The 11,675-nt window shown below is 64.7% G+C and carries 17 protein-coding genes; 4 read left to right on the plus strand and 13 right to left on the minus strand.

Going from position 1 to position 11,675, the window contains the following annotated elements:
- The 8 genes from Acor_RS43890 to Acor_RS41145 all read right to left on the minus strand — a co-directional run.
- On the minus strand, window positions 1-363 hold a 363-nt coding region (locus Acor_RS43890; RefSeq protein WP_218034817.1), incomplete at its 3' end, for a hypothetical protein.
- Between the two features lie 805 nt (window positions 364-1,168).
- The gene (locus Acor_RS41115) at window positions 1,169-2,230 is read right to left on the minus strand and encodes a site-specific integrase (RefSeq protein WP_155342175.1); all 1,062 of its coding nucleotides are present in this window, start codon (window positions 2,228-2,230) and stop codon (window positions 1,169-1,171) included.
- Window positions 2,231-2,429: 199 nt separating this feature from the next.
- On the minus strand, window positions 2,430-4,262 hold the full coding sequence (locus Acor_RS43895; RefSeq protein WP_218034818.1) for an AAA family ATPase: 1,833 nt from the start codon (window positions 4,260-4,262) through the stop codon (window positions 2,430-2,432).
- Window positions 4,259-4,426, minus strand: coding sequence for a hypothetical protein (locus Acor_RS41125; RefSeq protein ID WP_155342176.1), 168 nt, complete (start codon window positions 4,424-4,426; stop codon window positions 4,259-4,261). Before Acor_RS41125 ends, Acor_RS43895 begins: the two co-directional genes overlap by 4 nt.
- Complete coding sequence (locus Acor_RS41130; protein ID WP_155342177.1) at window positions 4,423-4,617, minus strand: hypothetical protein; 195 nt, start codon at window positions 4,615-4,617, stop codon at window positions 4,423-4,425. The genes Acor_RS41125 and Acor_RS41130 overlap by 4 nt, the downstream gene beginning before the upstream one ends.
- Window positions 4,614-4,784 carry a hypothetical protein gene (locus tag Acor_RS41135; RefSeq protein WP_155342178.1) on the minus strand — a complete coding sequence of 57 codons (171 nt, stop codon included), beginning with the start codon at window positions 4,782-4,784 and terminating at the stop codon, window positions 4,614-4,616. The genes Acor_RS41130 and Acor_RS41135 overlap by 4 nt, the downstream gene beginning before the upstream one ends.
- Window positions 4,781-5,032: a hypothetical protein gene (locus Acor_RS41140; protein WP_155342179.1), complete on the minus strand. Its 252-nt coding sequence runs from the start codon at window positions 5,030-5,032 to the stop codon at window positions 4,781-4,783. Before Acor_RS41140 ends, Acor_RS41135 begins: the two co-directional genes overlap by 4 nt.
- Before the next feature lie 8 nt (window positions 5,033-5,040).
- The gene (locus tag Acor_RS41145; protein WP_155342180.1) at window positions 5,041-5,535 is read right to left on the minus strand and encodes a hypothetical protein; all 495 of its coding nucleotides are present in this window, start codon (window positions 5,533-5,535) and stop codon (window positions 5,041-5,043) included.
- Between the two features lie 175 nt (window positions 5,536-5,710).
- On the opposite strand from Acor_RS41145, the gene Acor_RS41150 reads away from it, so the two are divergent.
- Window positions 5,711-6,043, plus strand: coding sequence for a hypothetical protein (locus Acor_RS41150; protein WP_155342181.1), 333 nt, complete (start codon window positions 5,711-5,713; stop codon window positions 6,041-6,043).
- Here the strand turns inward: Acor_RS41150 and Acor_RS41155 are convergent.
- From Acor_RS41155 to Acor_RS41175, 5 genes are all read right to left on the minus strand, one after another.
- The gene (locus tag Acor_RS41155; protein ID WP_155342182.1) at window positions 6,034-6,243 is read right to left on the minus strand and encodes a hypothetical protein; all 210 of its coding nucleotides are present in this window, start codon (window positions 6,241-6,243) and stop codon (window positions 6,034-6,036) included. The two genes, Acor_RS41150 and Acor_RS41155, sit on opposite strands and share 10 nt — an antisense overlap.
- Window positions 6,240-6,629, minus strand: a complete 390-nt coding sequence (locus tag Acor_RS41160; protein ID WP_155342183.1) for an RRQRL motif-containing zinc-binding protein — start codon at window positions 6,627-6,629, stop codon at window positions 6,240-6,242. Before Acor_RS41160 ends, Acor_RS41155 begins: the two co-directional genes overlap by 4 nt.
- Window positions 6,630-6,646: 17 nt before the next feature.
- Window positions 6,647-6,823 (minus strand): hypothetical protein, encoded by a 177-nt coding sequence (locus Acor_RS41165; RefSeq protein ID WP_155342184.1) that lies wholly within the window; start codon window positions 6,821-6,823, stop codon window positions 6,647-6,649.
- Window positions 6,816-7,199, minus strand: coding sequence for an NUDIX hydrolase (locus Acor_RS45265; protein WP_246239837.1), 384 nt, complete (start codon window positions 7,197-7,199; stop codon window positions 6,816-6,818). Before Acor_RS45265 ends, Acor_RS41165 begins: the two co-directional genes overlap by 8 nt.
- A 516-nt stretch (window positions 7,200-7,715) precedes the next feature.
- A complete protein-coding gene (locus Acor_RS41175) occupies window positions 7,716-8,060 on the minus strand; it encodes a WhiB family transcriptional regulator (RefSeq protein ID WP_170317363.1) in 345 nt (114 codons plus the stop codon).
- 287 nt (window positions 8,061-8,347) lie between these two features.
- Here Acor_RS41175 and Acor_RS41180 point away from each other — a divergent pair, with 287 nt between their 5' ends.
- From Acor_RS41180 to Acor_RS41190, 3 genes are all read left to right on the plus strand, one after another.
- Window positions 8,348-9,187: a GntR family transcriptional regulator gene (locus tag Acor_RS41180; RefSeq protein WP_155342186.1), complete on the plus strand. Its 840-nt coding sequence runs from the start codon at window positions 8,348-8,350 to the stop codon at window positions 9,185-9,187.
- Window positions 9,188-9,231: 44 nt separating this feature from the next.
- Entirely contained in the window at window positions 9,232-9,864 is a 633-nt protein-coding gene (locus Acor_RS41185) for an HAD family hydrolase (RefSeq protein ID WP_218034819.1), read from the plus strand.
- 100 nt (window positions 9,865-9,964) lie between these two features.
- On the plus strand, window positions 9,965-11,443 hold the full coding sequence (locus tag Acor_RS41190; protein ID WP_170317364.1) for a DUF2079 domain-containing protein: 1,479 nt from the start codon (window positions 9,965-9,967) through the stop codon (window positions 11,441-11,443).
- Window positions 11,444-11,675: the final 232 nt, after the last annotated feature.

Raw genomic sequence — 11,675 nt, forward strand, 5'->3', positions numbered from 1 at the left:
GTCGAATTTTCCTAATGAGTCGACAAATTCACGCAGTACTCCCAGTTGTCCGGGCGTCAATTTTCCGGTTTCCAGGCTGGTCTTGACCTCTCGTAGAAATTTGATTTCCTCCCGCGACCATCTCGCATCACTTTTGTCCGTACGGCTCGAACGGCGCGTCATCCATAAGGTTGCGAATGCGATTCCCGAAGCGATTAGGGTACCGATCCCCGCAAGGAGATCCCCAACGTCCCCAACTCCTACCGTAAGGGATCTAGAGATTAGCTCGACCCCTACGACTGCGGCGGCGATCCCCATTGGCACGCCACAGCCGATAAAATCAGCATACTTGGCGCCGGCGTATACCGCCTCACGCGCTCCCATAGCGGAGATTTGCGCAGGGGTCTGTCCGCGCGGCTTGGATGACGGTCTATTTTTCTACGGTCAGCGACCGAACGGGCCATGATAATGATGAAATTGACTGCAGCTGCACCGGCAACCCAAAGAGAGATGGGTTCCATCGATACGTGGCTTATTTCGGTAATAGCATACGCCAGGGCTAATACAAAGGGAAAAATGAGAAGAGAAATCAGAAGATGTAGGGCGGCAAGTCTCCAAAGCCTCATAACCCCCACCTTCATGCAACTGCGCCCTCTTGTCGTTGGCTTCTAGTGAAAATCCTGCATGTCCTTCATCTTCAGCCCCCGTTCCCCGTAGGTCAACCCGCGTACAGTGACACTGTGGCAGCGGTGACACTTCCGCGAGCCGCCAGGCCGATCCGGGGACAGGCCAGGGACGGCTGTCCCCGCACTGTCCCCCATGATCCGGCCTATTGTCACAGGTAAACCCCTGTACGGGGACACGGAGACAGCGGGGACACCTCAATCCCCTAGAGCACGGTCCACCATGCCAAGCCATACGTGGTCGTGGCCGTCCACGCATTTGGCGTAGATCTTTAGAAGGACTTCGACGCTGTGTCCGGCCCATTCGGCTACCTGGGTGGCGGGGACCCCGGCGTTGAGTCGCATGGAGACGCCGGCGTGTCGAAGGTCATAGGGTCTGCGCGCCAATGCGGAATTGGCCTGGACGGGCGTGAGTGCCAGCTGGCGGGCGGTCCGCCAGGTCCGCGTATAGCCGGACGTCATGACGAGTCCGCCGCGTTCGGTGCGGAACAGCCTGCCGTCCTGGGCTACTCCGTATCGGGTGATGTGTGTACGAAGGATCGCGACCAGTTCAGGCGGAATCGGGACGGGTCTTTTGCTCTGCGTGGGCGACCTTTCAGCCCTCGCGTTTCGTGAACTTGCCCGCTGTCGGTCCATTCCGTGCCGACCGTAGGTCGGGAGCCTCCAAGCATGAGACGTCCCCACCCCTGTTCGGGTAGATCGCAGTCGTGTTCCTGCAGTGCGACCACCTCGCCGGGCCGCATCATCGCGTAGTACATGCAGGCGAAGAACGCGACTAACCGGGGTCCGCGACGCCATCCCGCATAACTGACCGCTGTGAGCAGTTCCCGAACCTGCATGGGCGAGGCGACCACGGCGGGATCAATCTCGTCGCACACGTCCTCATCGGGTGCCTTCCAATCGAGGTCGCTGTCGAGCGGGTTGGTTCTGATCCGCTTCTTGGATGTGGCGTATCGCAGGACGTTGTACAGGACACGGCGTCGTCTGCTGAAGTACGCTGACGCAGCCGCTGTCCCGTCCAGTTTGCTCGCGCACGCATCCAACGCGGCCGTGATCCAGTCGTATTCGGCGACATCCCCGATGGGAATGGAGGCTCTCGCGATCCATTCCAGCGCGGCTTTCACGTCTGCGTCCGGTTGTGCGTTGTCGCGGTTCTGCTTGTTGAAGGCCCAGTGGTAGAGGGCTGCCCGAAGCGCTGTCCGCTCCGGCATGCCGCGCCGGTCTTTGACGAGTACCGGTGTGACGGCTACTAGCGTTTCAGCGATGGAAATTCGCTGTTTGCCGGACACTTTGCCCCATCGGGCGTCAACGTATTCGACCGCGTGGGAGTACCAGCTGATGCCGTTGCCGATGCGTAGGTTAGATTCCGGCATGCCCGATTCAATGTCGAACGCTTCGCCCTGCCGTGCGGCATGGACCAGTTCGGACCGGAAGCTGTCGGCCAGTTCGGCGGTGGCGAACACGCGGTGATGGACCTTGCCTTCCACCACCCAGCGGACCATGAACGGGGCTGTGCCGCCGCGCTTCTTTCTCATCGTCTTCCAGAACCGCACGTTGTAGCTGTTCACCGGCAGCCCCCAGCAGGGCTGCTCTCAGCCATCGAGTCCAGCCATGTCTCGTAGTCGCACCGCTTCACGCGAAGCGTCCCGTTGGGGAACCGGGAGCATGCCGGCGTCTTGCCGAGTGCGCGCCATCGCTGCCAGGTGCGCCGCGGGATGTCGAGTTCTGTAAGGATCTGGGGCACGGTCAGCCACGCGGCCTGTCGAGTCATTCGGCCCCCCGGTGGCGGTAGCGTCCGCTGGCATCGGCGACCAGTTGGCCGTCTGCCGCCATACGCTGGCAGGTCTTCTTCACATGCTCCCGGGTGAGCCCGATGGCTTCCGCGATGGTTCTCGGTGGACTGTCGGGATGGGCGCGGACGTAGCGGAGGACCGCCGCGCGGGCCTCGGACAGGGTGTGGTCTTCGGGTGGACCGTCCATCAGGTGCCAGATTCCGGCGTCGGAGTTGAAGGACAGGGCGTATTCGTTTTCGTCGATGTCGCGTCCGGTGACGTGGAGGATGCCGTCTGCGGTTCCGCGGGCGCGTTTGAGTACCAGGGTGGCGTCTGCTGCGCCTGCTAGGCCGTTGGTGCCGGAGACTTCGTTGAGGAAGTCTTCGGAGCCCATTTTGCGGACGTGGTGGACCAGGACGACGGCGATGCCGTGGCTGTCGGCCAGCCGTTTGACCATGCCCATCGCGGCGTAGTCGGCGTCATAGGCGGACAGGCCGGGGGCGCTGGTGCCGCGGATTTTGGCGAACACGTCGATGATGACCATGCGGGCGTCGGGGTTGTTGTCCAGCCATCGGCCGATGGCTTCCTCTCCGCCTTGGGGCAGGGTGGGGCAGGAGGTGACCAGGGTCAGCCCGGCGGGCGCATTCTCTCCGGCGAGAATCTTGCGCATGCGGGATTGCAGCCGCCGGGGGGTGTCTTCCAGCGCCAGGTAGAGCACGGGGCCAGCGGCCACGTCGATGGTTTCCAGGGCTTTGCCGCCGGCGGCGACCGACAGGGCGAGTCCGAGCAGCAGCCAGGATTTGCCGACTTTGGGTGGGCCGGCGAGCAGGCTTACGCCTTCGGCGAGGAGGCCGGGCACTGCCCAGCGGGGTTCGGGAAAGGTCATGGACATCAGCTCCTGTGCCGACCAGGCGATGCGCGGGGCGGCCGAACCGGCGGGTTGGGGTACGGCGTTGCCGGTCTGGGGTGCGACCAGGCGCAGGTGGGCGGGGCGGTGCGGTGTGGTCATGCGGCCTCCCGGACGGTGCGGGGACGGCGGGCGCCGGCGGCCAGGCCGGAGGCGATGGTGCGGGCGGTTTCGCCGGGTTTCTGGCCGACCTGGCAGCCGGCTTCGGTGAGCCAGGCGGTGACGTCGTGTTCGTGGAGCGCTCCGCCGGCCACGAGTTGTCCGAGCGCGCATGCGGCCTGCCAGAGGGCGTTGTTGTGGCCGTCGGCGGGTGAGCCGGTGACGCGCTCCAGTTCGGCCGTGACGGCGGAGCGCAGGTAGCGGGTGCGGCGGTCGGCGGCGGTGAGCGGGACCGTGACGGGCCGCTGGGCGGGGAGTGGGGCGGGGGTGAGGCGTTCGGCCAGCCAGCCGGGGCCACATGGCGGCGTCGTTGTCGCGGGCCGCCTGCTGCAACAGCGGGTACTGGTCGGACACCCACCACCACCGCAGCTGACGCCCGATCAGGCGGAACAGGCCGACCGTCGCCCACCACAGCACCTTGAGCAGGTACCACGGGGAGCGGACCGCGTGCAGGCCGGCCACGTAGCCGGCTTCGCGGGCGGCGAACTTGACCGTGTGCGCCAACTGGCCGAAGCGCAGGCCGGCCGGAATGACCGGAGGCCGGGGGGCGGTGACCTCCGGTCCGCCGGTCAGGTCGGGCCGGTCCACCGCAAGCGGGATCGTGTCGGCGGGCGGGTCGTCGTCCAGCAGCACCTCATAGGCGGTGTCGCCGGACTGGCCGCCTTCCGCGGGGTCGGGGGTGGCGGTGCGGCGGTCGCGTGCCGTTTCCAGATCCAGGATCTCGGCGTCGGGCCGGTCGTCATGCTCGGGCGGGTGGGTCATGATGAGGTCACCTCGTGTCGTTTGCTGTGTGCGGGGTGGCAGGGCGCGGCCACTGTTCTTGGCGGAGTGGGGGCCGCGCCCTGCGTGCTGCTGGTGATCTCGCGGTTGAGCCGGAACGAGTCCTGGTCGGAGGCGACCGAATCGGCAGTGATGTGCGGAGTCACCGGTTGCCGTCCTTCTCTTCGGCGAGGCCGTTCAGGTAGTCCTGAAGGGCTTTGCCGGTGAGGGTCACCGCGGTCACGGCGTCGTCGCCGATCAGGTCGCCGTTGGCGTCGATCTCGGCGTCACCGTGCACGACGGTTCCGGTCACGTTCGCGCCGGTGATGTTCCACTCGACAGACTTTCGCCTGGTCATGACGGGTTCTCCTTTCCGGTGAGCGCGACCAGCAGGGCGGCCAGGCGCTGCCGGACCTCTTCCATGGCCGCGTCGTACTGGAGTTCCAGGGCGAACACGGTCGCGTAGTCGGCGCCGGCGCGGCGGGCCGCTACCAGCTGGGCCATGATCTGGTCGGGGTTGTTCACGGGGTGTGCTCCCGGTTCTTGGCGGGGTTGCAGCAGTTCTTGCTGTGCAGGGCCATGTGGGTGTGCAGGTCGCCGGACACCTTCCGGTGGGTGACCCAGTAGTGGACGAGCGTGCCGACCACCAGCGCAGCGCAGCCGAGCGTGATGAGCGCGGCGACGGTGAAGGCGATCCCGTGGCTGATGGCGCCGGCCATCAGGGTGGAGAGGGCGGCGGCGGTCAGGGCGGCACCCGTGATGTGGACGGGCATGGCGGGTCTCATTTCGGGTCAGGGTGGGTGAGGTGGTCGCGGACGGTTCGGGCGTTGTCCATGCCGCACCCCAGGGCGCGGCGTACCTTGTCGGCGCCGGGCGCGGGCGGCAGTTCCCCGGCGGCGATCAGGCGGCGGGCGCGGGAGACCAGCGCGCGGATCTCCTCGCTGTCACGGGCGCCCGGGGAGTGCTGGGAGGGGTACCGGATCACCGCGTTTGTCCTGTACGACGGGCCGGTATCCCCCCGACTCGGGTCGCCGTGGTCCAGGTCGGAGAAGGCGGCCAGGATGATCGGCAGAGCGGTGACCACGGCGACGGCGACGATTGGTCCGAGCAGGTGGAGCACCAGCCGGGACAGCTCGAAGGTCTCGGCGACCAGGGGCAGGTATTGCCAGGTGTTCATGCCGAGCGTGAGTGCCAGGAACAGCCACTCGATCCTGACCAGCACGCGGGAGGTGATGGGCTGGCCGCGGGTGCCCAGGTAGGCGCGGGCGCCGACCACCACCAGCAGGGCCAGGGACAGGAACGGTTCGACCAGGCCAGGCCAGCAGCCAGCCGGGCGACCACGCGGGCGCGTCCTCGGCGGCGAACGCCTGCACCCCGGCGGTGGACCAGCCCAACGCGAGCGTGAGTGAGACCATCGCCGCGCAGGTCAGCAGGCGGCGGACCCGGGCGGCTTGCCACGCTCGCATCGCCGGATCCTGTCCCAGCGCATGCAGCCGGGCCGCTTCATGCGCCTGACGCCGGCGCTTGCGCACCTTGGGGGTGTCCAGCAGCAGGGGCACGTCGTCGTCTTGCAGGTCGGCCAGAAGATGCGCCTCTGCCACCTCGGCGCGCAGCCGCTGAACACGGCGGGTCTCCCCCCGCGCAACCGTCGCGCCGCGGAAAGGCTCTACCGCCGTACCCGCGGGTGCGGCTTCGGCAAGGTGGGCTTCCAGCGCGGCCAGGCCACGCTGAAACTCTTCGGGGTCCGGCGGGGTCGGCGCCGGGGTCGCGATGCTCATCGCTGATCGCCTCCATCCTTCGGGTCGGTGAACTGGTCAGGCAGCAGCCCGGACCCATCGCAGGAACGGCAGCCGTCCCCGGCGCACCACCAGCAGGCGACCGTGCCGGTTCCGGGCGGCGGCGCCTGCGGGTGGTCCAGGCCGGGCGGGTGCGCGGGCTGGAAACCGGCGACGCGGCGGCGGGTGAGGCAGAAACGGCGGTTCACGCGGCCACCTCCGCCGGTCCGTAGTGGCAGTCCAGGCACACCCCGAACCGACGGGGCAGCACGTAGCCGACGTCCAGACCGCAGTCCGGGCAGGTCCGGCGGGCGGCGTTGGCTTTGGCGAGCGCTTCCAGCTGGGCGGGGGTGGCGGTCCGCTTCGGCAGCGCGAACCGCACGTCATACAGGTAGGCGGCGCGGACGCCGGGGGCGCCGTGCCGGCGCGAACGCCACAGCACTTGTGCCTGCACGCCCTGACCGCCGGGCCGTAACCCTTCGGCGGCCAGCTGACGCAGTGTCATCAGGTGCGGCGGGGACATGCGCCACGGCCAGGTGGGGATGCTGTAGCGGGCGCCGGTCGGGTCCCAGAACGCGGCTTTGATTCGGCTCACAGGGGGGTTCACCGGTCCTAGAGGTAGATGCGTTCGAACGCGCGGAGTTCTTCCGGCGAGGCGTTGCGGCGGGCCGCCTGGTAGATGGCCATGGCTCGGTCGGACTCGCTGTCGGCCCGGTAGCCCTTCTGCCGGGCCAGCTGGTCATGCTCCCGGGCGGCTGCCACGAGCTTGGTGACCTGTGACTTACGCATGGTGGGGACTCCCGTGGGGGCGGAGGGTGGGGTTGACGGTGTCGAGCAGTTCGGCCAGGAGTCCTCGGTGGGCGGTGAACACCTGCCCGTGGTAGCTCGCGTCCAGATCGGCGAGTAGGGCGGCGTAGGTGTCGGCCCGTACCCACGCGGCGCGTTTGGCGTCGTCAGCGCCGACCAGGGCGGGGAGGTCCTGGCGTCGGCTGACGTTCAGGTCTGCCCTGGCGGGTACGGTCACCATCCACGCCTCATCGCTGGCGCGGGGGTCGGGCACGTACCGGGCCGCCAACACCTGCCAGAACACGCCGTTGAGTCGCAGGCCGGTCTCTTCCGCCAGTTCGCGGACCGCCGCGCTGCCCGGGTCTTCCCCGGGCTCCACGTAGCCGCCGGGAGCGCCCAGCCGTGGCCGTCGCGGCGCTCGACCATGGCCAGCCAGCGGCTGCCATCGGCATCGGTGGCGGTCACGACGGCGTCGGCCGCCAACTGCTCTCCCCAGTGCCCGAGTTCGTTGCGGCCGTAGCGGATACCGGTTGGCGCGTGCGGGTTGAGCGGCCGGCCGTTGACCACGGCGAACGGGAGTGCGGCGGCACGCTGGCGGGCGGGCCAATCGATGTGGGCGGGGTCGGTTCGGGGGTCGGCCCACCCTTCCTGGACGCCCGTGGTGAGCACGTCGGGGTGGGTGTAGGTCACGGGGGCGGCGGTGTTCATGCAGGTCATCGCGGTGTCCCTTCTCAGAGTCCGGCCTGGGAGCGGGCCAGCATCCGGCAGGCGCGGCACCATGCGATGTGGCAGGCGCCGTGTTGCCGGCAGAGCTGGACTGGGGGGAGCGTGGTCCCGCACCGGCAGCTGACCGGGGAGGACTTGCGGGCGCAGTCGCCGCACCGGTAGCGGGCCATCAGGCACCCGCCGCGGAGAAGTCGGCCACGGGGTCCGCGAATCGGGCGATCTCCTCGGCGGTGTAGCCCGCCCACACCCCGACCTGGGGGCGCAGATGCAGCGCCATGGCCAGGCAGTGCAGCTGTACCGGGCAGCCGGCGCACACCGACTTGGCGACGTCTTCCCGGGCAGCCCGGTCGGTGTCGGACTCCTCGGCGAACACGTCGGGACCGGTGTGCAACTCCGGATCCGTGCCGCACGGCGCAGCCTCTGCCAGCTCCGCCGATAGTTCATCGGTGAGCAGGTCCAGCAGGCGGGCCGCCGGGTGGATGTGGACTAAACGCAGTCCGGGCAGCTGACTCACCGCGACACCTGACCGGTGGCGGGCTGGCAGCCGTTCGGGCACGGGTAGGGACCCGAGCCGGGGTTCCAGATCTGACCGTTCCGGCAGCTGAACGGGCATCCGCTCGACTGCGCAGGGTTCGACCCGTGGGTCATGATGAGAACACCCTCTCTCAAAGGCGGTTGAAGCCTGACCAGGTTGGCTAGGCAGGTTGTACAAGCTTCATGTTGATTGGCCTGCCTAGGCATGTCAAGAGAGAATGGCTAACTTGGCTAGGAAAGTTGTTCAGGCATCGGTACGCTGACCGCATGCAACTCGACCCGGACGACCCGCGTCCTCCCTACCTACAGGTGGCCAACCAGCTCAGGGCGGCCATCCTGACCAGGAAGTTCGTTCCAGGAGAGAAGCTTCCTTCCGGCCCAGAGTTGGCCAAGCGATTCGGCGTCGCCCGCATGACCATTCAGCAGGCCATCCGCGAGCTGCGCGATGAGGGGCTGGTGGTCACTCGGCAAGGGAGCGGCGTCTTCGTGCGAGAGCGGGTTGCCCGCCCCGTCGGCCTTCGGCCCCACATCGAGCAAGCGTTCAGGAAGCCAGAAGTAACCATTGAGTTCGCGGGATTCTCCGGTGAGACCCTGCATGGGGCCATCCAAGAACCATTGGACAGCATTCGGGCAGGGCGATTGGTGCCGGGAAGCATCACCGTGCGGATATTGGTCCCGGATGCGGGACGGCCGTGGTCGCTTCCCTGCCGAGTCGATAATCTTGAAGATGAACCGCTATTCCGGAAACGAGCCGAGCGGATCATGTCCCGCCACGCTCAAGCGATCGTGGACTCCGTTCATGAACTTCGCGACCTCGGCTTGGTGGCGTCCGCCTCGGTCGAAGTACGGATCAGCGGAGAACCGCCCCGTTTCAAGCTGTACATCATCAATGGCGAGGAAGCGTTCTTCGGCTTCTACCCGGTGACCGAACACACCGTTGCCCTAGGCGGCGGGCCATTGCCAATGTTCGACCTAATGGGCAAGGACGCAGAACTGTTCCACTTTGCGGTCAGCGATGGAGAGGACTCCACGTCCGGTCAGCTCGTCCAGCATTCCCGCGCGTGGTTCGACAGCGTATGGAGCACTGTAGGAAGGCCAGTCTCGTGACAACGGCGCCAGCCCCTCATAGGACCCTGAGAGGCATACGGTGGGTGCTACTCGACTTCGACGGACCGGTCTGCGATGTCTACGCGGGTCTGCCGGCGTCCGAAGTGGCGGCCCAACTCCGGACGTTGCTCGTAGCCAGGGGGGCGGACCTCCCAGAGCACATGCTCGCCCAGGATGACCCGCTTGAAGTGCTCCACTACAGCGCAACGCTAGGCGAGGACCTGAACCGAGCTACCCATGATGTACTGACAGAGTTGGAAGTGAACGCAACAGCTACCGCCCAGATTACGCCAGGGGTTGAAGATGTGGTGCGCTACGCGGCAGACGTCGGGAAGCCGGTAGCGATCGTGAGCAACAACTCCGTTGCCGCCGTCAGAGCCTTTCTAGGCGCTCATGGGCTCTTGCCGATGATCAGGTTCATAGCGGCACGAGCCGAAGCAGACCCAAGGCTCATGAAGCCGAATCCCCATCTCGTACGGAAGTCGCTGATCGAACTGGCAGCGGTTCCAGCACGGACAGTCCTCGTAGGTGACTCCCTTACCGATATTCAAGCAGCCAAGGCGGCTGGAGTTCTGTCCGTTGGCTACGCCAACAAGCCGGGTAAGGTCGATAGGTTTGCCGTCACCAGCGTAGATTTCGTGATTACAAGAATGCACGATCTTCTACCACTACTCTAAGTCCAACTCGTACGGGCGGAGGGTTGTAAAGTTGACGGCACCGCCCGACAATGGGGGGAAATTGGATTCGCAACAGACCGCGAGATGCTACGCTATTAGCGTGGCATCCATATTAGGTCGGCATCGGCATGCAATTAGGAGAAGATACTTCCCCGTAAAAGATTCCTACTGGGTAGGCCTGTTAACTCTGATTGCATCCATAGCGTATTCCCTGCTGGGCCTCGTAGAACTTGCCACCTTTCGCGCGGGAATATACGACCTAGTTATTTTCGATCAGACCATCAGGCAATACTCAAGATTCTCCATCCCGGGCTCCTACGTCAAAGACCAATGGAATCATCTGGGACAGATAGTCCCCATCTTTGGAGACCATTTTTCGCCCATCATTGCACTGCTGGCCCCATTTTATTGGATACACAATGGGCCAGAGGTTCTAGTAATAGGGCAAGCCGTCCTTTTTGCCGCGGCGGGGTTTCCAATATTTACTCTCGCCAATCGTATAGTGGGGCGCATTCCGGCTTATCTAGTCGCGATTGCCTATCTATTGTCCTGGCCATTGGCTCAAGCGGCAGCTTTCGGGTTTCACGAATTTGCCTTCATGCCATTGCTGACTGCATTTCTATTCGAAAGGCTTTATGCCGATCGTAAGGTTGCAGTCTTGCTTATACTCGGCGCTGTACTTCTCGTCAAAGAGGACATGGGCTTCTTCGTCGGAGGGTTTGGGCTCGCACTGCTTTTCAAGCAAGACTGGAGGCGCATCGGCGCCTTCCTAGCTGTAGCTGGCCCTATATGCGTGTTCGTGCTAAGCCAGGTAGTAATACCGTTCTTTGGTGGAAGTGGAATGCGTTATTGGTACTACACTGGCGTTGGTTCGTCGCCAGGTCAAGTGCTAAAAACATTGCTGACCGATCCGATCCTTGTGCTCACAACTCTAGGAACACCTACCACAAAACTCATTACGATCTTCCTACTGCTGGTATCTTGGATCTTTCTATCGCTGTGGTCGCCCTATTTCTTGGCTGTCGCTCCACTTTTGCTGGCACGGATGCTGGCCACGGACCAGCCGGGATGGTGGGGCACGGATTATCATTACAATTCCGCGATTGTCGCCGCACTCGTCTGCGCGTCACTGGATGGTATATCGCGCCTGGACAGGACCATAAGAAAACGCTTTTCAGAGTATGCCCGATCCCAATCTATTTTTCGCGCTTGGGCGGCCTTGTGCCTATTCATCGCAATTGCAAGCATTCCTGGATTCTCCTTAAGAGACCTCTTTGATTCACAGTGGTACTCTTCGCCGCCCCGAGCAGCTTCAGCAGAGGCGGCTCTAGCTGTTGTTCCCGATGGGGCATTGGTGGAAAGTCCAAACGCCTTAGGTCCGCGACTATCAAGCCGAGCCAAGGTGGTGCTTTGGCGGAAAATGCCCCAGCGAGCCCCATGGGTAGTTGCGGACGTGGCCGCTCCGCAGCTGATTTTCAAGAGCCTCGCGGAACAACGAGAGGATGTTCTTTGGCTCCAGCAGCACGGCTACCGCACGTTATTTATCCGAGAAGGCTTCATCGTTCTTCATCGCTCTTGAGGCTGTCAACCTAGAGAGGTCCGCTCTGTGAACATGAGAGCGGAGGGATCCGCCGGAAATGCTAAGGACTTGAAGTTCCCGGGGATGTCAGGTAGCGAGGTGGCGGTGGGCCCGCCCGTGAATGGTGATTCGACGCATGTAACCAGTGGCACTCTATCCGGCATTGTCGGAACGGCCCGGTCGTATTTTCCTGGGGCCGAGTCTGATGTATCTGGTCGACTAGCACACACCG

The organism is Acrocarpospora corrugata, from assembly GCF_009687845.1.
Lineage (GTDB): Bacteria > Actinomycetota > Actinomycetes > Streptosporangiales > Streptosporangiaceae > Acrocarpospora > Acrocarpospora corrugata.